22 protein-coding genes are annotated in these 23363 nt (G+C 62.1%); 9 read left to right on the top strand and 13 right to left on the bottom strand.

Features of this window, described 5'->3' with window-relative positions; all coding sequences use genetic code 11:
* Positions 1-36: 36 nt before the first annotated feature.
* From ACP15S_RS05885 to ACP15S_RS05855, 7 genes are all read right to left on the bottom strand, one after another.
* The gene (locus ACP15S_RS05885; RefSeq protein WP_425038643.1) at positions 37-1542 is read right to left on the bottom strand and encodes an aldehyde dehydrogenase (NADP(+)); all 1506 of its coding nucleotides are present in this window, start codon (positions 1540-1542) and stop codon (positions 37-39) included.
* A 139-nt stretch (positions 1543-1681) separates the two neighbouring features.
* The gene (locus tag ACP15S_RS05880; protein ID WP_425038642.1) at positions 1682-2593 is read right to left on the bottom strand and encodes a dihydrodipicolinate synthase family protein; all 912 of its coding nucleotides are present in this window, start codon (positions 2591-2593) and stop codon (positions 1682-1684) included.
* A 223-nt stretch (positions 2594-2816) separates the two neighbouring features.
* Positions 2817-4283 carry an aldehyde dehydrogenase gene (locus ACP15S_RS05875; protein WP_425038641.1) on the bottom strand — a complete coding sequence of 489 codons (1467 nt, stop codon included), beginning with the start codon at positions 4281-4283 and terminating at the stop codon, positions 2817-2819.
* Positions 4284-4293: 10 nt separating this feature from the next.
* Positions 4294-5331 carry an LLM class flavin-dependent oxidoreductase gene (locus ACP15S_RS05870; RefSeq protein WP_425038640.1) on the bottom strand — a complete coding sequence of 346 codons (1038 nt, stop codon included), beginning with the start codon at positions 5329-5331 and terminating at the stop codon, positions 4294-4296.
* Between the two features lie 12 nt (positions 5332-5343).
* A complete protein-coding gene (locus tag ACP15S_RS05865; RefSeq protein ID WP_425038639.1) occupies positions 5344-6255 on the bottom strand; it encodes a flavin reductase in 912 nt (303 codons plus the stop codon).
* Complete coding sequence (locus ACP15S_RS05860) at positions 6252-7067, bottom strand: alpha/beta fold hydrolase (RefSeq protein ID WP_425038638.1); 816 nt, start codon at positions 7065-7067, stop codon at positions 6252-6254. Before ACP15S_RS05860 ends, ACP15S_RS05865 begins: the two co-directional genes overlap by 4 nt.
* The gene (locus ACP15S_RS05855) at positions 7039-7641 is read right to left on the bottom strand and encodes an amino acid synthesis family protein (RefSeq protein WP_425038637.1); all 603 of its coding nucleotides are present in this window, start codon (positions 7639-7641) and stop codon (positions 7039-7041) included. Before ACP15S_RS05855 ends, ACP15S_RS05860 begins: the two co-directional genes overlap by 29 nt.
* A 99-nt stretch (positions 7642-7740) precedes the next feature.
* Between ACP15S_RS05855 and ACP15S_RS05850 the strand changes: the two genes are divergently transcribed.
* The 9 genes from ACP15S_RS05850 (at position 7741) to ACP15S_RS05810 (ending at position 15210) form a co-directional block, all read left to right on the top strand.
* Entirely contained in the window at positions 7741-8439 is a 699-nt protein-coding gene (locus ACP15S_RS05850) for a GntR family transcriptional regulator (RefSeq protein WP_425038636.1), read from the top strand.
* 240 nt (positions 8440-8679) lie between these two features.
* Entirely contained in the window at positions 8680-9180 is a 501-nt protein-coding gene (napF, locus tag ACP15S_RS05845) for a ferredoxin-type protein NapF (protein WP_425038635.1), read from the top strand.
* Positions 9177-9479, top strand: coding sequence for a chaperone NapD (locus ACP15S_RS05840; RefSeq protein WP_425038634.1), 303 nt, complete (start codon positions 9177-9179; stop codon positions 9477-9479). The genes napF and ACP15S_RS05840 overlap by 4 nt, the downstream gene beginning before the upstream one ends.
* Positions 9466-11955, top strand: a complete 2490-nt coding sequence (gene napA / locus ACP15S_RS05835) for a nitrate reductase catalytic subunit NapA (RefSeq protein WP_425038633.1) — start codon at positions 9466-9468, stop codon at positions 11953-11955. The genes ACP15S_RS05840 and napA overlap by 14 nt, the downstream gene beginning before the upstream one ends.
* Before the next feature lie 41 nt (positions 11956-11996).
* Complete coding sequence (napG, locus tag ACP15S_RS05830) at positions 11997-12821, top strand: ferredoxin-type protein NapG (RefSeq protein ID WP_425038632.1); 825 nt, start codon at positions 11997-11999, stop codon at positions 12819-12821.
* Positions 12818-13750: a quinol dehydrogenase ferredoxin subunit NapH gene (gene napH / locus ACP15S_RS05825; protein WP_425038631.1), complete on the top strand. Its 933-nt coding sequence runs from the start codon at positions 12818-12820 to the stop codon at positions 13748-13750. Before napG ends, napH begins: the two co-directional genes overlap by 4 nt.
* The gene (locus ACP15S_RS05820) at positions 13747-14175 is read left to right on the top strand and encodes a nitrate reductase cytochrome c-type subunit (RefSeq protein WP_425038630.1); all 429 of its coding nucleotides are present in this window, start codon (positions 13747-13749) and stop codon (positions 14173-14175) included. The genes napH and ACP15S_RS05820 overlap by 4 nt, the downstream gene beginning before the upstream one ends.
* 24 nt (positions 14176-14199) lie before the next feature.
* The gene (locus ACP15S_RS05815) at positions 14200-14862 is read left to right on the top strand and encodes a NapC/NirT family cytochrome c (RefSeq protein WP_425038629.1); all 663 of its coding nucleotides are present in this window, start codon (positions 14200-14202) and stop codon (positions 14860-14862) included.
* A 105-nt stretch (positions 14863-14967) separates the two neighbouring features.
* On the top strand, positions 14968-15210 hold the full coding sequence (locus ACP15S_RS05810; RefSeq protein ID WP_425038628.1) for a hypothetical protein: 243 nt from the start codon (positions 14968-14970) through the stop codon (positions 15208-15210).
* A 25-nt stretch (positions 15211-15235) separates the two neighbouring features.
* Here the strand turns inward: ACP15S_RS05810 and ACP15S_RS05805 are convergent, their stop codons facing one another.
* The 6 genes from ACP15S_RS05805 to ACP15S_RS05780 form a co-directional block, all read right to left on the bottom strand.
* A complete protein-coding gene (locus ACP15S_RS05805) occupies positions 15236-16471 on the bottom strand; it encodes a DUF2201 family putative metallopeptidase (protein ID WP_425038627.1) in 1236 nt (411 codons plus the stop codon).
* On the bottom strand, positions 16468-17574 hold the full coding sequence (locus ACP15S_RS05800; protein WP_425038626.1) for an AAA family ATPase: 1107 nt from the start codon (positions 17572-17574) through the stop codon (positions 16468-16470). The genes ACP15S_RS05805 and ACP15S_RS05800 overlap by 4 nt, the downstream gene beginning before the upstream one ends.
* A complete protein-coding gene (locus tag ACP15S_RS05795) occupies positions 17571-18278 on the bottom strand; it encodes a hypothetical protein (protein ID WP_425038625.1) in 708 nt (235 codons plus the stop codon). The genes ACP15S_RS05800 and ACP15S_RS05795 overlap by 4 nt, the downstream gene beginning before the upstream one ends.
* Positions 18275-19825 (bottom strand): alpha/beta hydrolase, encoded by a 1551-nt coding sequence (locus ACP15S_RS05790; RefSeq protein WP_425038624.1) that lies wholly within the window; start codon positions 19823-19825, stop codon positions 18275-18277. The genes ACP15S_RS05795 and ACP15S_RS05790 overlap by 4 nt, the downstream gene beginning before the upstream one ends.
* A gap of 421 nt (positions 19826-20246) precedes the next feature.
* Positions 20247-22850, bottom strand: a complete 2604-nt coding sequence (locus ACP15S_RS05785) for an ATP-binding protein (protein ID WP_425038623.1) — start codon at positions 22848-22850, stop codon at positions 20247-20249.
* The gene (locus ACP15S_RS05780) at positions 22850-23356 is read right to left on the bottom strand and encodes a response regulator (protein WP_425038622.1); all 507 of its coding nucleotides are present in this window, start codon (positions 23354-23356) and stop codon (positions 22850-22852) included. Before ACP15S_RS05780 ends, ACP15S_RS05785 begins: the two co-directional genes overlap by 1 nt.
* Positions 23357-23363 lie beyond the last annotated feature (7 nt).

The following is a 23363-nucleotide window of genomic DNA, read 5'->3' as shown; positions in this document are numbered from 1 at the left end:
CCTGCCCGGATCGCCTTTTTTGCTCTCGGAAAAACCTCAAAAGTCCGTGGGCAAAAGCGCATCCGGCACATTCTGGTAGCACACGGGACGCAAGAAACGCCGGATGGCCAGGGAGCCTACGGACGTTGCACCAAAATTCGTCGACGCTGGGTAAGGCCCGCCATGCACCATCGCATCACAGACCTCCACACCCGTGGGAAACCCATTGACCAGCACACGCCCCGCCTTGCGCTCGAGCAGCGGCATGAGGGCTTTCGCGTGTTCGGTATCGCCCGGCTCCATGTGGAGAGTGCAGGTCAGCTGGCCCTGGATGGACCGCGCAATACGGGCCATCTCGTCAGTGTCTTTCGCGGTCACAACAATGCCCACCGGACCAAAAACCTCTTCCTGCAAATCATGATCGCGCAGCCAATCCTGCGCAGAGATCTCGAAGAGAAAGGGGGTTGCCATGCGCCCATCACAGGCCGTGCCCAGTCTTTGGCTAACCCCGTCTCCGCGGGCCAAACGCGCGACGCCGGACCGGTAGGCATCCGCAATGCCATCGGTGAGCATGGTCTGTGGGGCTTGCGCTTCCAAGGCCTCCACCGCTGCGGCCACGAACGCGTCAGACCCGGGCAGGACCACGGCAATTCCGGGGTTCGTGCAGAACTGCCCGGCCCCCATGCTCAGCGAGCCTGCCCAGCCGGACCCCAGCTCCGCGCCGCGCGCCGCCATGGCCTCGGGCAGAAGAAACATCGGGTTCACGGACCCCAGCTCACCAAAAAACGGGATCGGATCGGTCCGCGCCGCACAGAGATCAAAGAGCGCGCGCCCTCCCGCCAGTGAGCCTGTAAAGCCCACAGCGCGGATGAGCGGATGCTGGACAAGCGATGCGCCGACATCCCGCGTGCCGTCCTGGATCAAGTTGAACACACCGGCGGGCAGATCACTGGCCGACAAAGCCGCATGAATGGCCTCCGCCACGATTTCAGCCGTGCCCGGATGGGCCGGATGCCCTTTGACCACGACAGGACAGCCCGCCGCGAGAGCCGCAGCGGTATCGCCGCCTGCGGTCGAGAACGCCAAGGGAAAGTTGGACGCGCCAAAAACGGCGACCGGACCAATCGGTCGTTGGACCATTTTCAGATCAGGACGCGGCAGCGGCGCGCGGTCGGGCAGCGCCGTGTCGTGGCGGCGGTCCAGATAATCGCCTTGCAGAATGTGGCTGGCAAACATGCGCAACTGACCTGTTGTCCGTCCGCGCTCGCCTTCCAGACGCGCCTCGGGCAAGCCGGATTCCTGTGTCCCTATTTCCGTAATTGCGGCGCCACGGGCCTCGATTTCATCGGCAATGCTGGTGAGCAACGCAGCCCGCGCGGCGCGACTGCTCTGCCCGAACGTCTCGAACGCCTCTTCTGCGGCCTGACAGGCCTGATCTATCAGAGCGGGCGTACCAATCGAGAAGCTGTACGCCGGTCCGTGGGCGGGCTTGGAGGAAACGGTGCCTGACGTGCCAATCCATTGGCCTGCGATCAGGTGCTTTCCGTGCGGTGCGTAGGTCATGATGTGGTGTCCGTGTGATGAGATGCGTGTGGCGATGCTGATGGTTGACGGGGATACTGCTTGGCGCTGTCGCATTGCCTGATCCTAGCACGCCCTATGGGAGCCGCCAGAGCCCCCTGTCTGGGCAAATCCCTGCGGGTCAATGGCCCCACTTGAGCACAACAGGGTCCAGCGGGCGCAGAAGGTCCATCAGTCGCTGCCGGATGGCGGGATGCAGCGGCGGGATCGGATGGCGGCAGAAGTCCGACCTGATCACGCCGCCCTCGACCATGGCCGCCTTGCACGATTGCCAGCCGCATTGGCGGTTTTCGTGATTGATCGCCATCGCCACGCGCCCATAGGCCTCCGTCGCGCCGGAGATGTCGCCCGCAAGATGGCGCGTGATGACAGGTTTGATCTGATCCACGATCATGCCGCTTGTCATGGACCCTGTGGCGCCTGCATCCAGATCGGCCAGCAAGGTGATGGCTTCCTCACCATCAAAAGGCGCTTCAATGGCCGCGCCCCCCTGCTCGATCAAGGCGCGTATCTTGTTGGCGGCCCTGGGGCATTCGATCTTGAAGAGCTTCACCATCTCGATCTCTTGCGCCATGCGCACCAGCAGCGGCACGGAAAGGTCAACGCCCGAGAGCGGCGCATCCTGCACCATGATCGGCAGGCCCACCTCACTCACAGCGGCAAATTGCTCGAAGCTCTGCTCCGGTGTGCCCTTGAGCAACGCGCCGTGATAGGGCGGCATCATCATCACGATATCGGCGCCCAGATGTTTGGCAAACCGGGCACGCTCAACCGCGATCTGCGTGGCATAGTGGCTGATCGTAACAATCACCGGCACGCGGCCTGCGACGTGTTCCACGCTGAGCTGCGCCAGTGTCTCGCGTTCGGCGTCTGAAATCAGGAATTGCTCCGAGAAATTCGCGAGGATGCAAATCCCGTCTGCGCCCTGGTCGATCAGGCAATCAAGAACGCGTTTCATGCCTTCAAGATCAATGCGGCCATCATCATGAAAGGGCGTTGGGGCGACGGGCCAGATGCCGGTGTATGGTGTCATTCGAACGTTCTCAAAGGGCTAAACAAGAGGCTCAAGATGCTGGACCGCGGGAGCCCTACGGCTGCGCTGGCCATCCTGTGTCGAGAGATAGCCATCCTGCGCCGCCGCGTCACGCCCGAAGATGCGCGGCCGGAGTGTGTTGCCGACTGGCACGTTCTCATTTTGATCAGAAACCACGTTAAGGCTGAGAGACAGGGTATTGGTATTATTTCGTAAATTACGTCTATCGCATCACGAACGGGTCCGGGATCGGATCGTCACTCGTGCGCAGCCAGACGGCCTTGGTCCGCGTATAATCGAGCGCGGCTTGCAATCCCCCTTCGCGTCCGTGACCGGACAGGCCATGGCCGCCAAACGGCGCGATGGGGCTTACGGCACGGTATGTATTGACCCAGACAATCCCGGCCCTGATCCCCCGGATCATGCGATGCGCGCGGGTGAGATCACGAGTGAAAACCCCGGAGGCCAAACCAAAAGCTGTATCATTGGCGATGCGCAGCGCCTCGGCTTCCGTGTCAAAACTCACAACGCCGAGCACTGGGCCAAAGACCTCCTCATGCAAACAAGGCGCGTCTGGCGCATCGGAGCAATCGAGGATCGTGGGCGGGACGTAATGCCCTGCCCGATCCAGCGCGGCACCCCCCGTCACAAGCCTCGCACCTTTGGCCACAGAGGCCTCACAAAGGGCCACGGCCTTGTCGCGTTGCGCCTGCGTACACAAAGGCCCCACTTCTGTGGCCATGTCGTCAGGAGCGCCAATGACAATGGCCTCGGCTTTGGCCTTCAGCTGGCTCAGAAAGGCATCCTTGATCTGGCTTGAGATCACCAGCCGTGATCCCGCGACACAGCTTTGCCCGGTGGCGGCGAAAATGCCAGATATTTGCGCGTTCACGGCGCTCTCGATATCCGCATCCTCAAACACGATGAAGGGCGATTTGCCCCCCAGCTCAAGCGAGGTTGAGGCGAGGTTTTCCGCTGAGTTTCGCACCACATGACGCGCCGTTTCCGGCCCGCCGGTGAAGGCCACATGATCCACGTCGGGGTGGCTGGTGAGTACCGCGCCGCAGTCCGCGCCAAACCCGGTAATGACATTGAGCACGCCGGGCGGAAAGCCCGCCTGATCGAAGATCCGGGCAAATTCCAGCATCGGCGCAGGCCCATCCTCGGAGGCCTTGAGCACCATCGTGCATCCCGCCGCCAAGGCAGGGCCGATCTTGACCGCGGAGAGGAACAGCTGCGAGTTCCAGGGCACAACAGCGGCCACGACCCCCACAGGTTCACGCCGCAGCCAGACCTCCATATCCGGCTTGTCGATGGGCAGATGCGCCCCCTCGATCTTGTCTGCGAGCCCCGCATAGTAGCGATAATACTCGGCCACATAGGCAATCTGAGCGGAGGTTTCGCGAATGATCTTGCCTGTGTCCCGCGTCTCCAGCTCCGCCAGCCGGGGCGCGTTCTCCGCCACAAGATCGGCCAGTCTGTGCAATAGCTTGCCCCTCGCTGAAGCGGTCATACCCGCCCAAACAGGGCTGCGAAACGCATTGCGTGCCGCTCTGACCGCCGCCTCGACCTCCGCCTGACGCGCTTCGGGCATCCGCGCCCAAACCGCCCCGGTCGCGGGATCGTAGCTGTCAAACTGCGCCGCCCCGTCTGAGAAAGCGCCGCCGATATAGTGCTGAAACTGCTGCATTCTCTGTCCTTCAGGCAAAAGCGGGCATGACTTGCGTCATGAAGCGGGCAAGCGAGGCCTTTTTGCGCTCAAAACTCATGCCGCTGTCAATCCAGAAGGCATATTCGTCATAGCCCAGCGCTTCATAGCTTTTGATGCGCCGTGTCGCGTCTTCAGGCGTCGCAATCACATTGTCACGCACCATGGCCTCGGGGCTGTAGAACGGATGCGCCGCAATCTCGTCGTCCGAGAGCGGCGCGATCAGCCCCTGCGACACGGGCCGCTTGTTCTGAAACCAAGCCCCGAAATAGCAGTAGAAGCGATTGATCTCTTGGGCCGCCTGCGCCACGTCCTGCGCATCTTCGGCGATGTAGGTGTGGTTGAGCAGCATGATCTGGGGCCGCGTCACGTCCGGATACTTGGCGCAGGCCGCGTTGAACGTGTCCATCAAGCGCGTGATTTCCTCGTCGCCCTGCCAGAGCGGCGTGACCTGCACATGGCAGCCCTGTTCGATGGCAAATTCATGGCTGTTGGGATCGCGCGCAGCGACCCAAATCGGAGGGCCGCCCTCCTGAACCGGTCGGGGCGATGACGTCGTCGCCGGAAAGGAATGATAGACCCCCTCCTGCGCATAATCCCCCTCCCACAGGCCTTTGACCGCAGGCACCAGCTCGCGCATGCGCTGACCTGCATCCCAAGCATCCATACCGGGCACCATGCGCTCGTATTCATAGCTGTAAGCCCCGCGCGCAACGCCCAGATCAAGGCGGCCCTCCATGATCATATCCGCCATGGCCGCTTCGCCCGCAAGGCGGATCGGATGCCAGAACGGCGCAATGATCGTGCCCGTGCCCAGCCGCACATGTTTGGTCTGGCGCGCGAGGTCGATCAGGTTGAGGAAGGGATTGGGCGCAATGGTGAAATCCATCCCGTGATGCTCTCCAGTCCAGACCGCATGCATGCCGCCCTCATCCGCCATCTTGGCCAGCGCCACGAATTGATCGTAGAGCTCTTTCTGATCCTGTTCAGCTGCGGTGCGTTCCATATGAACAAACAGCGAAAACCGCATTGATCCCCCTCCTCAGACCATGGTGCGGACCTGGCCGCTCTTTTGTGTGCCAAAGTAAATGCCGAAATTGCCCAGCGCGCTCTCCATGGCAAAACGCTCCAGCATGGTCAGCATGGCGGGATCTGCGACATCATCAAAGCGCGCGTCCTTGGCGGGCACGAAGGTGCCATGGCGCGGCGTCGCATTGGCCTCTGCCTGACAGAGAAACGCAATATGCTGACGCTTGCGACCGACATCCTCAAACACAGAGTAGATGAAGCCGGGCTCTGCGTTCAGACCCGTCGTCGCGATCAAGCGGCGCAGCGCAGCCGTTGCCCCGTCGTCTGCCTGGACCACAGTCTCCGGCAACGTCACGCCACCAGCCCCATCATCAACCAGCAATACCTCACCCGCCCGCTCTATGAGCGCGGAGACAACCAATGCGCTGTCCTGGCCCAACGCGTCGCTTGTCGTTGATGGTGTAACATAGGCACCGCGCGCATAGCCCAGACCGGGCGCTGGCGTCGCATCAAAGGCCTTCACCTCGCCGATCAGGATGGCGTGATCTCCGGCCTCCACGATCTTGTGCATCGCGCAATCAAACCACGCAGAGACATCCTCAAGGATCGGCGCGCCATGGGGTCCATGGCGCCAGTTCACAGCGGCGAAGCGATCTTCGACCGGGCGCGCAAAGGTGTTGGACACCTCGATCTGTGTCGCGGACAGGATATTCACGGCGAAATGGCGCGCGCTCACCAAGGCCTCATAGTTCCGCGAGCTATTGGCCACGCAAACGAGGATCAGCGGCGGGTCCAGAGACACCGACGAAAAGGAATTGGCGGCAAATCCAATGGGCGCGTCAGAGGCATCGTAAGATGTCACCACCGTCACCCCGGTCATGAACACACCAAAGGCGTCGCGCAAGGCGCGCGGGTCATGGGTCATCGAAGCGCCTCCCTTGTCTTGGCTGTGCGCGAGAGCCATGCGTTGAGATGCCCGGTGACCACATCCGGCGCCGTGAGGTTGACCATATGCCTGTGGCCATCAATCACCACAGCCTGACCGTCCTGCACCGCTTCGGCCATGGCCTGCGCCATGCGCGGCGTGGAGTTTGGATCCTGTGCACCGGTCAGCGCGAGGAAGGGACAGCTGATTTCTGCAAACCTGTCGGCATAGGTCGCATCGCCCGTCGCAAAGGCCGTGTAGGCATTGGCGTAACCCTCCAGCTCAACGGCGCGAAGCCAGCGGGCAACGGCGGCCCGCGCCTTTTGCTCCGCAGGCGTGTCTCCAAACCAGCGTTTGAGCGGCGTGTCGATGTCGTGATGTCCCGCAGCAATCTCCGCGGCCCGCTGTCTGACGGCAGCGCGCGCTTCGGCGCTGCGGCGATACACGCCGTTGAGAAGCGCCACACGCGCGACCTGCCCCGGGTGGCTGACGGCAAAACCCGCCGCGATCAGCGCACCCATGGAATGCCCCACGAGGCTCACAGGCGCGGAGGTTATTCCCGTCAGAGCCTCCCGGAGCCAGGCCACATACGCGGGCAGCTGACTGCCTTGCGGCAGTGGCGCGCTGCTGCCATGGCCGGGCATGTCCAGTGCGATGACGTGATGTGTCAGGGACAAGGCTTCTATCTGGGGCGCCCAGGCAGCGGATTGCATCCCGACCCCGTGGATCAGGACAACCGGCGCGCCCGAGCCCGCCTCACGCAGACCAATGGCCCGGCCCGTCTCAGACAGCCGCAGGGTTGTCGACGTCATGGCCCAACTCCTTGAGGTCCTGATAGCGATCCCCGATGCGGTGATGCGGCCTGCCCCCGATGGAGGCCCCGAGTGCGATGAGGATCTCGTCCGCCGCTGGCGCGTCTGCGACGGAGGTCTGGATCGTAAGGTAATGAGAGCGGCGTCCACCATCATTCTTGTCCATCAGCGGGATCATCAGCGGTGCGTTTGCCGGTCCGCGCGTATTGCAAAAGGACAGATAGGACTTCGCCCCGACCGCATTGCGATAGTGATTGCCGAAATGCAGCGTGTGGATCAGCGCGGAGGCATGCTCGACCTCGCCGTTCAATCCCACAATTGCGGACTTGCCATAGCCTTCGACAGCCTGCCCCCCGCCCGCGGCCTCGAGGATCATCTGCGTCAGCATCTCTCCCAGATCCGAGGCACAATCCCGAATGCCGGGGCCGAGATCCTGCACAAACCCCTGACCTGCCCAGGGGTTTCGGATCACGGCCATCGCGGCGATCATCTTGAGAGGCACAGGCGCCTGCTTGCCGCCTTCGATCAGGGTCGTCTCTACATGCAGCAGTGTTTTACGAATCTCGGCAGGCATCGGGCATCCTCATCGGTGATTTCGGCCAGAGTGGTCTAATGGTATACCATATGTCAATAATTCTTGTGAGCGCCCTGCCCCGATGCTATCGCTGGCAGCATGGCGGCAGACAAACCCACCCTGCAAAAGATTGAAAAAGCACCGCAAACCCTGCGGGACATGGTCCAGTCGCGCATGCGCGATGCCATCATCTCCGGGCATTTTGCGCCCGGTGACAGGCTTGTGGAGCGCCCTTTGTGTGAGCAGCTGGGCGTGAGCCGGACGGTCATCCGCGAGACGATCCGCTATCTCGAAGCGGAGGGCCTCGTGGATATCCTGCCCAACAAAGGGCCCATCGTGGCGACCTTGAATTGGGATCAGGCCAAGCAAATCTACGACATTCGCCGCCAGCTCGAAAGCTCCGCCGCCGCCGCAGCTGCTGAGCGTCAGAGCCCGGCCTTCGGTCCCCGCCTGAGCGCTGCCGTCGATCAGGTCGGCGCCAAGATGTCTGATACGCATTGGTCAGATCTGCTGCAGGCGACCACCCGGTTTTATGCATTGATCTTCGAAGAAGCGGGCCATGACATCGCGTGGGATGTGGTGCAACGGCTCAATGGGCGGATCAGTCGCCTGCGCGCACTGACCCTGTCGACCCGCGACCGGGCACAGCCCGGGATACGCCACATCCATGCCATCCGGGATGCGATCCTGAGTGGCGACGGGGCGGCGGCGCGCAGCGCTGTTGATACGCATATCTCGGATGCCGCCCAGACCGCGCGGCGCTTTTTACAAGACGACGGGACTGACCCCTCGCCCTGAGCCTGTTTTTTAGGCAAGCCAGCTTACGAAAAACCTGTTGGGCAGCGCTTCCTCTGCATCGCAAGAAAAAAAAGAGACATCGAAAACACTCATTTGACCTGAATCAAAGCCGTGCGAGGACACCCGCCGCAAGTTGACACTCAACTCAGTTGGGAGATCACTCTTGTCCTTGCCTGTCGCAGACCATCTCAGGGCACATCCGAGCACCTTCGGGCGCCGGACCCCGGAGGCCATACAGCGATGAGCGCGTTTCAGGCGATATCTGCGCGCAGCCGCGACGTCCAGCGCCCGCCTTGGAGCAACGAGGCAAGCATACGCGCGGAGTGCACCTCATGCGGCGATTGCCTGCGGGCCTGCCCCGAAGCCATCCTGATCCCCGGTCCGGCCCGGACCCCCAGCGTCGATTTCAGCCGTGGCGAATGTACCTTCTGTGGCGCCTGCGCCGAGGCCTGTCACGAAGGGGTTTTTGCCCCAACAGATATGCAGCCCTGGGATCTCGTGGCCCAGATCGGCCCCTCTTGCCTGCTGGCCAGCCACGTGTCCTGCCGTCTGTGTACAGATTTTTGCGAAACTGACGCTTTGCGTTTTGATCTGCGTGCCGGAGGTGTCGGGGCGCTGCGTGTTGAGGCTGAGGCCTGCACGGGATGCGGCGCCTGCGTCAGCACCTGTCCGGTCGCTGCCCTTACCCTGACATCCGATCCAAACCCTGCCCGCCAAACAGCCAAGGAGCCCGTCGCATGAACATTTGCGGATGCCTGATCCACATTGCACCCGGCAAGGAGGCGCTTGCGCGCGAGGCCATGCAGGCCATGCCCGGCGTAGAGGTCCATGCCGAGAGCGAGGACCACCGGTTTGTCGTCGTGGTCGAGGATACGAAGGAGAGCTTCGCCTCCGAGATCATCATGGAGTTGCACAAGGTTCCCGGCGTGCTCTCCCTCACCCTGAATTTCCATCATTTCGAGGATCCGGCGGAGACACATCCCCGTCTGGCCCCCGCCCCGCAACACACATCCGGAGGTCCCATCCATGACAGTCTCTGACTCTCGCCGTACTTTCCTCAAGGCCACAGCCGCTGCAACAACCGCCGCGGCCGCAGGCATCCCAATGGCAGGCAATGCAACGGCCACCGCCCAAATTCAGGGCATCCGGTGGGACAAGGCGGCCTGCCGGTTCTGCGGCACAGGCTGCTCGGTCCTTGTGGGGACGAAAGAAGGCCGCGTTGTGGCCACGCAGGGCGACCCTGACGCGCCGGTCAATCGCGGCCTGAACTGCGTCAAAGGCTATTTCCTCTCCAAGATCATGTATGGCGAGGATCGCCTGACGACCCCGCTCTTGCGCAAGTCCAATGGCGTTTATGACAAGAACGGCGAGTTTGAGCCCGTCTCCTGGGACGAGGCCTTCGACGTCATGGCCCAGAAGTGGAAAGAGGCGCTGGCCAAGAAGGGCCCGACCTCCGTGGGCATGTTCGGCTCAGGCCAGTGGACGGTCTGGGAAGGTTATGCCGCCGCCAAGCTCATGAAAGCGGGCATGCGGTCCAACAATATCGACCCCAACGCACGTCATTGCATGGCCTCCGCCGTTGCGGGTTTCATCCGCACCTTCGGCATTGACGAGCCCATGGGCTGTTATGACGATCTGGAGCATGCCGATACCTTTGTGCTTTGGGGCTCCAACATGGCGGAGATGCACCCGATCCTATGGTCGCGCCTCACCGATACGCGCCTGACCAAGCCCGGCGCGGAAGTCCATGTGCTCTCGACTTACACGCACCGCTCTTTTGAGCTGGCCGACAATGGCATGATTTTCAAACCCCAGACCGATCTCGCGATCCTGAACTACATCGCGAATTACATCATCCAGACCGGCGCGGTGAACGAGGAGTTCGTCAAGAACCACGTCAACATCACCAAAACCGCGACGGATATTGGCTACGGGCTGCGCGATAGCCACGAATTGCAACAAGCCGCCGCCAACCCCAACGCGGGCAAGCTGAGCCCGATGACCTTCGAGGAATATGCCGAAGCGGTGTCTGAATATACCGCCGAGAAGGTCTCCGAGCTCTCCGGCGTGCCGGTGGCGGCTTTGGAGAGACTGGCCAAGCAATATGCCGATCCCAACCGCAAGGTGATGAGCCTGTGGACCATGGGCTTCAACCAGCATACGCGCGGCTCCTGGGTCAACTCGCTGATGTACAATGTGCATTTGCTGGTTGGCAAAATCTCCGAGCCGGGCAATTCACCCTTCTCGCTAACCGGTCAGCCCTCGGCCTGCGGGACCGCCCGCGAAGTGGGCACCTTTGCCCACCGTCTGCCCGCCGACATGGTCGTCAAAAACGACAAGCACCGCGAGATCTGCGAGACCGCCTGGAAAGTGCCCCCGGGCACGATCCCCGCCAAGCCCGGCTTCCACGCAGTCCTCCAGCACCGCAAGCTCAAGGACGGTGATCTCAACGCCTATTGGGTCCAGTGCAACAATAACATGCAAGCCGCGCCCAATATGAACGAGGAAGGCTTCCCGGGATATCGCAACCCCGAGAACTTCATCACCGTCTCCGACCCCTACCCCACGATGACAACCGTCTCGGCGGACTTGATCCTGCCCACGGCCATGTGGGTCGAGAAGGAAGGCGCCTATGGCAATGCCGAAAGGCGGACCCAATTCTGGCGTCAGCAAGTTTCGCCTCCCGGCGAGGCCAAGTCTGACCTCTGGCAGCTCATGGAGTTTTCCAAGCGCTTCACCGTTGAGGAAGCCTGGGGCGCCGAATTCGTGGCCACGGCCCCGGAATATGCGGGCAAGACGCTCTATGACGTGCTCTTCGCCAATGGATCGGTGGACAAATATCCCCTGTCCGAGACCGCGGAAGGCTTTGACAATGACGAGAGCCAGCACTTCGGCTTCTACGTCCAGAAGGGCCTCTTTGAGGAATACGCCAATTTCGGGCGCGGCCACGCGCATGATCTGGCCGATTTCGAGGTCTATCACAAAGCGCGCGGTCTGCGGTGGCCGGTCGTGGAGGGCAAGGAGACGCTCTACCGGTTCCGCGAAGGCTATGACCCTTACGTGCCGGAAGGTGCGGGCGTGAAGTTCTACGGCAAGAAGGACGGCCGCGCCAACATCATCTTTGCGCCCTACGAGCCTGCCGCAGAAGAGCCCGATGGCGAATATGATCTGTGGCTGTGCACAGGCCGCGTTCTGGAGCACTGGCATTCCGGCTCCATGACACGCCGGGTGCCGGAGCTGCACCGCGCCTTCCCCTCCGCTGTGGTCTACATGCATCCCGACGATGCCAAGGATCGCGGGTTGCGGCGGGGGCAGGAAATCTCGCTCTCCACACGGCGCGGCGAGGTCTTCAGCCGGGTCGAGACACGGGGGCGCAACAAGGTGCCGCGCGGTCTGGTCTACATGCCTTGGTTCGATGAGGGGCAACTCGTGAACAAGCTGACGCTTGATGCGACCTGTCCGATCTCCAAGGAGACCGACTTCAAGAAATGCGCTTGTAAAGTCACACGTGCATAAACCCTCGTAGCCCATTGATCTGAAAGTAAAAGGCCAGCTCCATGCCCGCCAAACGCTCCAATCCCAATGCCTCGCGCCGCCGGTTCCTGACAGATACTGCGCGTGCGGCAGCGGGCTGTGCCCTGGCGGGATCGGCGCTGGCCTATCTCGGATCACAAGCGCGCGCTTTGCCCGCACAAGCATTGCGCCCGCCGGGCGCTCTGCCAGAGGCGGATTTCCTGTCGGCTTGCGTGCGTTGCGGGCTATGCGTCCGCGACTGCCCCTATGACACGCTGCAATTGGCCGAGCTTGGCCTGACCAGCGCCGCCACGGGCACCCCCTATTTCACGGCGCGCGACGTGCCCTGCGAAATGTGCGACGACATTCCCTGCGTTGCGGCCTGCCCCACGGGCGCGCTTGATCCCCATCTGACCAATATTGACGATGCCGATATGGGCGTCGCGGTCCTTGTGGATCAGGAGAATTGCCTCAACGCGCTCGGTCTGCGCTGTGACGTGTGTTACCGGGTTTGCCCCGTCATTGACGAGGCGATCACGCTGGAGCTGTCGCATAATGCGCGCTCGGGCCACCATGCGATTTTCATGCCGGTCGTGCATGCCGATCATTGCACAGGCTGCGGCATGTGCGAGAAGAGCTGTGTCCTCCCCGAAGCCGCGATCAAGGTCTTTCCGGCGCGCATGGCGCGGGCCGAGGCCGCAGAGCATTATCGCCGCGGGTGGGAAGAAAAAGCCGACCGGGGCGCGCCGCTGCTCGATGATGTGATTGACTTGCCTGACCGGTTGCCCGGCCCCGGCACGGACAACCTCGCCGCGCCCGGTGGTTTCACACCAAGCTATACCCTACCCGGAACGGGAGCAGGCCAATGACCGCCTCCGCTCTCCCCGTCGGCCGCGAGGCCATCACCCGCAAGGGGTGGCTCAAGGCGCATCGATTCCTGTTGCTGCGCCGCGCGTCACAACTGGGGTTTCTCGCGCTCTTTGTCGCCGGACCCTGGTTTGGTCTGTGGATTGTGCAAGGCACTTTGGCCAGCTCGCTGACACTGGGCACGCTCCCCCTCACGGACCCGATGATGCTCTTGCAAAGCCTTTTCGCCGGGCATTGGCCGGAAATGACCGCGCTGATTGGCGCTTTCATTGTCCTGCTGGCCTACGGCCTTCTTGGCGGGCGCCTCTATTGTTCCTGGGTATGCCCCATTAACCCGGTCACCGATGCCGCAAACTGGCTGCATCGCAGGCTCAACCTGCCCAAAGGCTGGCAGCCCAAGCGCAGCACGCGTCTGTGGATACTGGGCGCGGTCTTTGCCGCCTCAGCCCTGACGGGCACCGTCGTGTGGGAGCTCGTGAACCCGATCACGCTTTTGCATCGCGGCATCCTCTTTGGCATGGGCTTTGCCTGGGTCTTTGTGCTCGGGATCTTCCTGTTCGACACGCTCCTGGCCCGGCACGGCTGGTGTGGCCATCTTTGCCCCGTGGGCGCCTTCTACGGCGCGGTGGGGGCCAAGGGTCTCGTCCGGGTGAGCGCCAGCGCGCGCAGCGCCTGCGATGATTGCATGGATTGCTATGCGGTCTGCCCCGAAAACCACGTCATCTCCCCCGCGCTCAAGGGTGCGGAGGGAACGTCCCCGCTCATTCTCTCACCCGATTGCACCGCCTGCGGGCGCTGCATCGATGTCTGTGCCGAGAATGTATTCACTTTCACCCATCGGCTCGATGCCCAAGGCGCCGCGCCGCATGTTCCAACGCCAAGAGCAGGCGTCCCGCCCCGCATGAGCGCGAAAAAGGAGTTCTCCCAATGAAGAAAACAATTCGAGTAGGTCTGGCGGCTGCCCTCACCCTGTGCGGGACACTCGCGCTCGCGCAATCGCTGAATGTCACCCTGCGTGGTGGCACGGTTGATGATCAGGTCGCCGTGGATCGCAACTACGACCAGATGGAGGGGCGCATCAAGCGCAACTACCGCCAGCAGCCGCCCCTCGTCCCACATTCGATCGCGCAATATCAGATCGATCTGCGCACCAATCAATGTCTGGGCTGTCATGACTGGAGCAAGGCTGGTGAGCGCAATGCGCCGACCCTGTCGATGACCCACTATCTCGACCGCGAAGGCCGCGAGCTCGATCAGATCGCAGGTACACGGTATTTCTGCAACCAGTGCCACGTACCGCAGGCCAATGCGCCCGCGCTTGTCGAAAACCTGTTCCAGCCGTCCATCGGACGCTGAGCCTCGCGCGCAAGGAGCAAAGAAATGGACGACAAATCGCAAAACCGTGGCGTGATCGGGCGCGCGTGGGACTGGTTCTGGGGGCCGGTGGCAGCTTTGAGCGTGGGCTTCACGCTGATCGCGGGCTTTCTCGTGGGCATTCTCTTCTGGGGCGGCTTTCACTGGACGCTGGAGGCCACGAATTCCGAGGAATTCTGTGTCTCGTGCCACACGATGGAAACAAACCTTGGCGAATATCGTGAGACCATCCACTACTCCAACCATTCCGGCGTCCGCGCGGTTTGCGCGGATTGCCACGTGCCCAAGGAATGGAACCACAAGGTCAAGGCCAAGATCATGGCTGTGAAGGATGTCTATCATGAAGCCATGGGCACCATCTCGACCCCCGAAAAATATGAAGACCACCGTCTGCAAATGGCCTCGGCGGTCTGGACCAAGATGAAGAAATCCGACAGCCGCGAGTGCCGCAACTGCCATGAGTTCGACGCTATGGATTTCACGTTGCAAGAGGCCCGCGCCGGCCGCGAACACCAGCGCGCGCTGGATGAGGGCATGACGTGCATTGATTGCCACCAGGGCATCGCACACAGCCTGCCCTCCGGTCATCTCGAGGAATACCAGCGGATCACGGAAGAGCTGGGCCTGCCTTCTGGCGCGGACCGCGAAAACGCCGGTCTGGCGGACTAACTTACTGTTGTCGCGAGGGCCGGTGTCAACCGGCCTTTGTGCCACCTGCCCTGCATCCGAGACACGAACCCGGGTGCCCAGGGTCAAAGAAATCAAGGAAACACCATGTTAGAACTTCTCGGAACCATTGGCGGCAACGTCCTGAGCCTTCCCGGCATCCTGGGCCTCGCCGTTGGCATGATGACCCGCAACATTGTCCTGGCTGCGATCCTCGGCGGGGTCGTCGGGCTTGGCGAAGCGTTCCTCTTTGGCGATCTGGCCGCCATGGAGCTTGGCGTCTCTGTGCTTGTCGGTGTGATCGCGGCCTCGCTGGGCTCGCTCATCCGGCGCAAGGGCGCAACGGTCTAAATCATGCTCTGCGAGCCTGGAGCCCTCAGCAGTCCATGCGCAGGAGCGTGCCATAGTCGGGCGTCCGTGCGGGCGGGGCTGGCACCGCCCAGATCACGGGACAGCGCAGCGGCGCGCCCAATGGTGCATCAAGATCGGTCATGATAATGATGACGGACGGATTTAGCCCCTGTGCCTCCTGCAAAAATGGCGCGTAATCCGTCCCGCCATCGCGCCGCATCTGCACATTCTCCAGCGTACTGGCCTCGGACAGATCGAGCCGCAGATGTACCTCTGTGTCAAAGCACAAGAGGTGCGCCTCGGCTCCGGACCGTCGGGCAATCCCCTGCGCTTCAGCTACAAACAGACGCCATTGCGTGGCCGTGATGGAGCTTGATGTATCAAGGCCAATCACAATGCGCGCGCGCCGCTGGTCCCGGGCAAAACCGGGCTCAAAGGCAGGTGACGGGTCATGAGCCAAGCGCGCCTGTGCGTCCCGCGCAATCCAGCCCCGCGCGGGCCGCTTGCTGCTCAGGCGCGGCTGATGGCTGACGGCCTTTGCCAAAAGACCCCGCAGATGGCGCTCCCAGGGGATGTGAGATTGCGGCAGATCCGCGATCTGGGCCAGCGTCGCGCCAATGCCGCTGCCCGCATGCCGCCCCGCGGCCCCGGCATCACGCAACCGCGCCGACCAGGCCTCTTCCATCTGACCGGCCTCGTCCTCTGCATCCAGATCCGGCTCGAAGCGCTTGGCCAGTGCATAGCTTTCGGCGGATTGACGCGCGTTTTTTGCGCCTGTGCGCGTGTGGCCCGCGATGTGCAGATAAAGCCGTTCGGTGTTCCACTCTGCCAGGAGACCATCGGTTGCCGCGTCTGGACATATCGCTTGCAGCAACTCGCGGGCGCGCACCGCAGGGCGCGGCACCGCATGGCCTGCCAACAACAGCACTTCATTGATGATCGCATCCCCCGCCAGCGCATAGAGCTTGGGATCAAAATCCGCCCCCAGCCTTTGCGCCATGTCAGCCGCCCGCGCGCTGTGTTGCAGCGCCACATGCAAAACGTGATGCGCGGCAAGGCCCACCTGTTCGGGCATCGGCAGGGTTTCGAACCCCGCTCCATAGGTGATGACAGAGCCTTGCGTGCGCGTCTGGCCCGGCCCATCGCGATGCTGACACCAGAGCGCCAAAACGCTGATCGCAGGATCCACGTCCGGCATGCGCGCGAGGGCCGCGCGCGCGCGATGGCTGTGGCGCGACCCGCTTGTTGGCGCAAGGCTCACGCGAGGCCTTCGGCTTCACGCTCACTTGCGTAATCCGCATAGGCCTTCGAGCTGCCAAAGGCGTCCTCAAGCCCCTCGGCCAGCGCTTTGCGGATCAACAGCTCAAAGCCAAAGCTGCACAATTCGGAGAGCGGCAGGCTGGTCCCTGCGCCCGCATCGAGCTTTCGAATATCTGCCATGATGTCGATTGTGCCCGGCATGGTCTCGGCATCGACCTGCGCCACGAGCGCGTAGATCAGGCCCACCAATCCATTGACACTGCGCGGCATCAGGGCACGGCGCTCGCGCGCATGGGCCGCAAGAAGCTCTGAGACCGTGACCAGCGCGTCCACCTCATCGGCCACGCGGGCAAACTCGACGGCGGCGGCCACGCCGATGGTGCCTGAGATCATGGTGCTGCGGTGGCGCTTATCGGTTACAGCCCCCATGATCTGGCTCACCCGTTCCCAGGAGCGCGGCGTACAGGCAATCATCTCTCCGCGCCGCAGCGCATCTTCCGTTGTATCCAGCAGATCAGGCCGCGCGCGCAGAAACGCTGTCACCGCCGGATGCAGACTACGGTCGACGGCATAATGCTCCAGCCAATCGCGCGCATTGGCCTCAACCTGCAAATGCACCAAGCGGTCAGAGAGCGCCGTGCCCATCTCATAGGCCACGGCACCATCCTCGACGGTATTGCCCGCAGCAATTATCAACACATTGGCGGGCAGCAGATGACGGCCCACGCGACGCTCCTGCAAGAGCCCGTAGACCGTGGGCTGCAGATAGGGCGATGCGGCGGTGAGCTCATCGAGAAACAGCACCGCCGGGCGCGTGGGATCATCGGGTAAGTCTTCTGGCCGGTACCAGACGGTCTGTTTGGTCTCATGATCGTAATACGGCAGGCCGCGCAGATCCTGCGGCTCGATGGTTGTCAGGCGAATGTCGAAGAGTTGCGCGCCGATCTCCTCGGAAAGGCTGCGCACAAGTTCTGTTTTGCCCACACCGGGGCGCCCATGCAGCATCCATGACACGGTCATGGTGCCTGCGGCCTGTGCTGCCCACCCTGCGCGCAGCACGTCCAGCGCCTCACCGGCAGAGACGGATTGTGCATTGATGCTCATGCCAGCGCCTGCGCCTCCTGCCGTTGCCTCAAGCGCGCCGCAAGCCGCGCGTGGCCCGAGACACCGCGCGTGTCAAACGTTGTCGTGCGCACGAAACTGTCCTCCCGCAAATTGGCAAGCTGCAACTGCGTCTCGGTAAAGCTGTCATCAAAGAGCGCGTCCCGGACAAGCGCACGATCCTCTGCATCCAGCGCGAGCAGTCTGGGTCTGCCAATGGCGGTTTGCACCGATACAAGCGTCAGCGGCGCGATATTGGCCAGTTCCGATTGCTCAACAACCAACAGAATCTCGCCCTCCAGATCCTCATGGCGCGCGGCAATCCGGCTCAGGATATTGCGGGCCCGAAAGGTCAAGGCATCAAGCGCCTGGGCGGCCTCGTGTTCCGCGATCAGCGCATCTCGTTTCTCGGGCTTGATACGCAGCACTTTCATCTCGACGAAGGCAATCGCCACAATCATCGCGATGGGGGCCTGCGAGATCGGCAGGGCAAGATCCGGCCAGACAAACATCGCAATGATAAAAGGCGTTAGCGCCACCATGTAGCGCAGGATCTGGCTTTCGAAAATCACGCGGGCCACGAGCTTTGCACCGGCCTCCCTGCGCGGCAGGATAGAGATGCGATTGATCACCTTGCGCGGCACATGGCCCGTCTCCAAAGCGCCGGGGTTCCAGACAGTGTCCTGCGTCAGAACGAGAAGGCTCATGGGAGAAGCTGCGTCGAGAAGAGCGGCGTGGAGGCGGCCAGCGCCCAGGCCAGGCAAACCCCCTGCGCCAATGCCGCGGACCCGGCCCCGCGTCGCTCCGAAATCCAGCGCGCGAAGCTGCCGTAGACCAACACGAAGAGCACAAAGACCGGCAAGACCGTAAAGGTCAGAGCCAGATCCTGTGCATTCAGCGCCATGGCCGCAGATAGCGCCAAGAGGATCGCAAATCGCGCCACGAGACGCCGCCAAAGCGATGCGCTTCCAAGCAGCATGGCATCAGCCAGCATGAGCGGCACGGTGCCCAGGGCAAGCAAGGCCATAACAGGCACACGTGGGCCCGAGGGCAGAAAGGCAGCCCCGTAGCGATCCAGCGCCAAGGCGAACACCGCGAGGCCCCAGACCAGCAGCGCCGCGCTCGCCCACGCATCGACGCGCGGAAAAGCCTGCCCGAAACGGCGCAGCAGGATTAGCTGAACGCCGCCCCAAATGCCGAAAAACCCCGCAAGCGTGGCAAAGCCCGCCGCAGGACCCACAGTCGCCGGGATCAGCAATGTGACGCCCACTGCGGGCAAAACAGGCAGGCCCACAGCCATCCAGAACTGTCGGCGCGGAAGATCGTTCGAAGCTGCCTGCGGGCGGGCGGGTAGAAGCCGCGACATGGGCCAAGCGAGGCCCGTCAGCGCGAGGAGCAGAAGGCCTGCCGTGATGCCACTTGTATCACTTTCAACGCGCCATCGTTCGCCAACGGCCCGTGAGAGCCAGTCTGCGGCCGCATCAAGTGTTGTCTCGCTGTAAAGCACCCCGACATGGCCCACGAACGGAGCTGCAATCGCTTGACGCGACGTATCACCTTGCCGAACAAGGTCGCCTTCTTGCGCCTCTGCCTGCAACATCCGGACGGCCTCCAGCGCGACGGCACGCAAATGGCCCTCTGACGCGCCCGAAACGATGAGCAGATCCTGTGGGAACTGGGGTGTGACAGCCTCGGAATACATGGAAATTGCTACAAGAGCGCCAAGGTCCGGCGTCTCTTCAGCGGCGCGGATAATCACATCTGTCGCCATGGAATGACCCACGAAGGAGATCGGGCCTGCAATATCGTCTCGCGCAGACATCGCGCGGGCGACCTCTTGCGTCACCGCCACAAGCTGCGCGGTGGTCCCGTCCAGCGATGTCACGTCACGAGACAATGGCTGCGGGTTGCGCCCATGACCCGGGAAGTCAAACGCGGCAACGGCAAAACCGGCGCGGGCCAGCGTGACCGAGATTTGATCCATCATCTGGCGTGAGCCACCGAACCCATGCGCAACAACGACTAGGGGCTGCGGCTCTGCGGCGGGCAGGCTGTAGAGCGTCACAGGGGTCGAACCGACATCGGCGGCGCGCACATCCAGACCGTCAAAGCGCCGCTCCAGTCCCAGAATACTGGCCAAGGCCACGGCTGCCAAAACGAGCCCCAAAGCAAGGGGCACCCAGCGGCGCCAAGAGATCGCGCGGCGCGGGCGCCCCTGCTGCGCCCCGTGCTGATATGTATATCCATCCGTCATGGCCGACAGATAGTGTTAATCGCACCCAAGGCCACGGGCTGGTCCATGCGTATTTTGCGCGAGGCTCATGCGCGTCTGACAAGATCTCGCGTATGCGACGTCTCGATGGAGAGCCCCCTTGCGAATAGATCAAACGCAGCCATGGCGTTCTTGCGCGCGAGCAAGATCCCGACGCGCGATGTAAATGCCGCGCATCAATCTGCGAGCCTGCCAGAGCATAATCGACGCCCAGATTGGCGGTCAGCCCAGGCCCCGCGCCGCGCGCTCTGGATCATGGGAGAAGTGCTGGAGTGCAACGCCCCTCCGATCCTCCAGATCCGCGCGGCGCGCGATATTCGGCTGGCTGATCTCGTCATCATCAAACGATGCACCTGTGCGGTTGCGGATTTCCGCAGGATGTGGTCTTCGGACCGGCCCACCATCAACCCGCCCTCACGCGATCCAACATCCAATCCAACGCATCCCTGTCCGCCTTTTGCAGAAGCATCTTTACGGTGGTTCCCATGCCCTGCTGCGATGACAAGGTGATGCTGCCGCCCATCAGGGTGACAAGGTTTTGCGCAATCGAGAGACACATTCCAGCCCCCTCGGCATCGGCAAACGGCAGGGTTGTAGGCGACAAATCCGCCAATTCGGCGCGGGTCATGCCTTGGCCGGTATCCGTTATGCGCACGCAGACATGGGTCTGTTCCTCGGTGATCGAGGCAAGGATATGACCGTTTGGTACGTTCCGGGAAATGGCGTTGCGCAGCAGGGTCAAGACAACCTCACGCAGCGCGCGCGCGTCCGCAAGTACATGCGCCTGCGTGCGCTCCGCGATCTCGAAGGTGATGTCACGCATCTGCATCTGGGCTTCCAGCGCTTGCGCGCATTCGGCCAACATATCCCTTATCTTGAGTGCCTCCAGTGTTTCTTCCCCCAAAACAGAGGGATGCACCGCGTTGTTCAACGTCATTTGGACAAGGTGGGTCATGTCCGCTGACGCCTCCTGCATGAACACGTGATCCGAGGCGGCCGTCCCCTCCAGCATGGCCTCGTCCTGGCCCAGGAGCGCGGACAGACCGAGGAGCGCGTTGAAGGGCGAGCGCAGATCATGGGCCAGTCGCGAATAGCGATCCTGTGGGTGCATAGTGTCGGCATCCGGGGCATGCTGGGCCTTAACCAGAGCGCCAGCGATGTGGCGCTCCTCCGTCACGTCGCGCAATGTGACCAGGTCCAAGCGGATCGTCTCATCAGGTTCGTTCTCCCGCCCCATTTCGATCACACGGGCGGATTGCAGGACAAAGTCCCTTGCGCCCTTGTTGTCCGTCGAGAGCGTTACTTGTGCCGCATCGGCTTCCAGAACCCGTGGCTCTAAGCCAAGCGCTTGCCCCATGTGATCAAGGCTCAGGCCGCGCGTCATCTCGGACGTAAGCGCGAAGGCCTCGGTCATGGCAGGGTTCACCTCCAGCACCTCGCACTGGCCTGATTTCTCGAGCTCCAAGGCAATGGCCATTGCGGACTTATTGCTCTGGCACAGCGACTGAACGTGGCGGCGCAGACGATCAGGCTGCGCCATCAGATCCATCATATGGGCCTGAACGAACGCTCCAAGATCCTGTGAGTCCAAACCAAAACCATCCGAGAGAACCGAGAGACAAACCGCGAGGATTTCTTCGGTCTGTTCAGACCAGGGCGCGCAACGGTCGGCAATGCGCTCGACCCAGATCTGAGGATTTGGGCTGAAAGCGCGCCTTTGATCGGGCCCATTTTGAGTGATCGCCTGAGGTTTGTCTCCCCACGTCAGCGCGTGCGCATGAAGGGGCCGATAGGTGAGCAGAAATGCCTCTGGGTCGGCGCTCAGCTTGGTGACGCTGGCGCCGGCGATGTCCCGGCGCTCTGTATGCGGGAGGACCGCATCAAGCCTGTCCAGCGTCGTTGTTTCAAAAGGGCATAGTGGTGCGCCAAGCGTATCTATCAGCCCCAGAATGACTGCCTGATCCGGCACATCCCCCGTGTGGCAATAGCTGTCACCGCACACGAGTGTTGCGCCCACAGCGCCCAAAATCCGCTGAAATGAGGTCCGGGACGTCATCAACGCAGACACGAAATTGTCCGTCTCCTTGGCCGTGTTCTGAAAATCCCGGGTCAACCGGCGCAACCGTCCACGACACAGCTGTTGATCGGCTTGCCGGGTCCGCTCCAGCGCTGTGGCAAATCCCTCCGACACGTTTTGCAAAAAGGCAAATTCAGGGACATTCAACGCCCTTGCCTGCTCGAAATGCAGCAAAAGCATCCCCCAGAGTCTGCCTTCGAACATGAGCGCGCAGGAGGCAGAACCGCCCGCGCCCATGCCTTCGAGAAATTGCACATGAAACGGCGAGACGTAGCGGCCAAGCGCATGGGTCAGATCAACTTGCGCGGCATCATCCGACACAGGCGTAAGCGGCACGGCCCCCATCTGCGGCGCAAATATCTGACGCGACCAGGTCTCTACGAAGAGCTGTCGGACCTGCGCAGGCATGTCGGTCGGAGGAAAGTGGCGGCCGAGGAAAGGCTCGAGATGCGGCGCGTGCCGTTCTGCAATGATCTCACCGCTCCAATCGCTGTCGAACCGGTATACCATGGCGCGTTGGGAGCCCAGCACACGGTGTGCATCCGCACAGAGATAGGCGCATAATTTCCAAAGATTGCCCCGGCTCGAGCTCTGCAACGCCTGCCAATCCACATGCGGCAAGGCCCAGTTTTTCCCGCCTGCGGACGGGCGCTCGAGAACAGTTGATCCGTCCCGCGAGTGACGCACCCAATCATGGCGGTCTGCGCCTGAGACAATGTCATGGTAGCGCCCGATGTGGTCAATCGCGGGTGCGATGGCCAGTTCCCGCAGATCATCTGCTGAATAATGGCCAAGGTCTGCGGTGCGCGATAGTGATCCGTTGGCACCCAGCGTAAAGGCACTTGTCCCTGCCTGTACGTATCCTGTTGCGCGCAATTCTTCTGTCTCGCACGCATCGTTGCGAGTTATGTAATCCAATTGTGAGCGCATCATTCCCTCCGCTCGGTATGAAGGACAGCGGCTAATCCGTCCTGAAATTCCCTATAGTCCAATGGCTTGGTTAGTACGGCGCGGAAACCGGCTTGCGCCATGGCCACCACATCCAATGAATCCGTTCGCCCGGTGTAAGCGAGAACAGGGGTGGACGTCTTTTGACTGACCTCACCTGCAAGCGCGAAGCTCTCTCCATCCGGCAGCATGATATCAAAGACGACAAGGTCATATGCGCCATTCTCGATGTCCGTCTGAAACGCCCGCGCATCCTTCAGGGTTGCTGCATGATCACAGGGCGGGCAGCCCATTTCCTTCAGATAAGCCTGAAAGACAAAGACATTGCCCGGGTCGTCTTCCAGCAACAGGATCTTGAGGGGCTTGATCGCGCAGGCTCCGAGGGAACAATCACCGCTTGGCTGAAGCGAGACCGTGGCTCCCTGCCCTGACCGGTCAGGCGAGAGGACGAACGCTCTGACGCGTTCGAAAAAACGGGTAAGCACCATGTGCCCC

Source organism: Primorskyibacter sp. S187A, assembly GCF_049800955.1.
In the GTDB taxonomy this organism is placed as follows: domain Bacteria; phylum Pseudomonadota; class Alphaproteobacteria; order Rhodobacterales; family Rhodobacteraceae; genus JAKVBH01.
Note: the sequence above shows the minus strand (reverse complement) of the source record. Positions and strands in the feature narration are given on the sequence as shown.

Coding starts and splice junctions, on each gene's coding strand:
- ACP15S_RS05885 (WP_425038643.1), bottom strand. CDS start 1,542: ATGACCTACGCACCGCACGGAAAGCACCTGATCGCAGGCCAATGGATT.
- ACP15S_RS05880 (WP_425038642.1), bottom strand. CDS start 2,593: ATGACACCATACACCGGCATCTGGCCCGTCGCCCCAACGCCCTTTCAT.
- ACP15S_RS05875 (WP_425038641.1), bottom strand. CDS start 4,283: ATGCAGCAGTTTCAGCACTATATCGGCGGCGCTTTCTCAGACGGGGCG.
- ACP15S_RS05870 (WP_425038640.1), bottom strand. CDS start 5,331: ATGCGGTTTTCGCTGTTTGTTCATATGGAACGCACCGCAGCTGAACAG.
- ACP15S_RS05865 (WP_425038639.1), bottom strand. CDS start 6,255: ATGACCCATGACCCGCGCGCCTTGCGCGACGCCTTTGGTGTGTTCATG.
- ACP15S_RS05860 (WP_425038638.1), bottom strand. CDS start 7,067: ATGACGTCGACAACCCTGCGGCTGTCTGAGACGGGCCGGGCCATTGGT.
- ACP15S_RS05855 (WP_425038637.1), bottom strand. CDS start 7,641: ATGCCTGCCGAGATTCGTAAAACACTGCTGCATGTAGAGACGACCCTG.
- ACP15S_RS05850 (WP_425038636.1), top strand. CDS start 7,741: ATGGCGGCAGACAAACCCACCCTGCAAAAGATTGAAAAAGCACCGCAA.
- napF (WP_425038635.1), top strand. CDS start 8,680: ATGAGCGCGTTTCAGGCGATATCTGCGCGCAGCCGCGACGTCCAGCGC.
- ACP15S_RS05840 (WP_425038634.1), top strand. CDS start 9,177: ATGAACATTTGCGGATGCCTGATCCACATTGCACCCGGCAAGGAGGCG.
- napA (WP_425038633.1), top strand. CDS start 9,466: ATGACAGTCTCTGACTCTCGCCGTACTTTCCTCAAGGCCACAGCCGCT.
- napG (WP_425038632.1), top strand. CDS start 11,997: ATGCCCGCCAAACGCTCCAATCCCAATGCCTCGCGCCGCCGGTTCCTG.
- napH (WP_425038631.1), top strand. CDS start 12,818: ATGACCGCCTCCGCTCTCCCCGTCGGCCGCGAGGCCATCACCCGCAAG.
- ACP15S_RS05820 (WP_425038630.1), top strand. CDS start 13,747: ATGAAGAAAACAATTCGAGTAGGTCTGGCGGCTGCCCTCACCCTGTGC.
- ACP15S_RS05815 (WP_425038629.1), top strand. CDS start 14,200: ATGGACGACAAATCGCAAAACCGTGGCGTGATCGGGCGCGCGTGGGAC.
- ACP15S_RS05810 (WP_425038628.1), top strand. CDS start 14,968: ATGTTAGAACTTCTCGGAACCATTGGCGGCAACGTCCTGAGCCTTCCC.
- ACP15S_RS05800 (WP_425038626.1), bottom strand. CDS start 17,574: ATGAGCATCAATGCACAATCCGTCTCTGCCGGTGAGGCGCTGGACGTG.
- ACP15S_RS05795 (WP_425038625.1), bottom strand. CDS start 18,278: ATGAGCCTTCTCGTTCTGACGCAGGACACTGTCTGGAACCCCGGCGCT.
- ACP15S_RS05790 (WP_425038624.1), bottom strand. CDS start 19,825: ATGACGGATGGATATACATATCAGCACGGGGCGCAGCAGGGGCGCCCG.
- ACP15S_RS05785 (WP_425038623.1), bottom strand. CDS start 22,850: ATGCGCTCACAATTGGATTACATAACTCGCAACGATGCGTGCGAGACA.
- ACP15S_RS05780 (WP_425038622.1), bottom strand. CDS start 23,356: ATGGTGCTTACCCGTTTTTTCGAACGCGTCAGAGCGTTCGTCCTCTCG.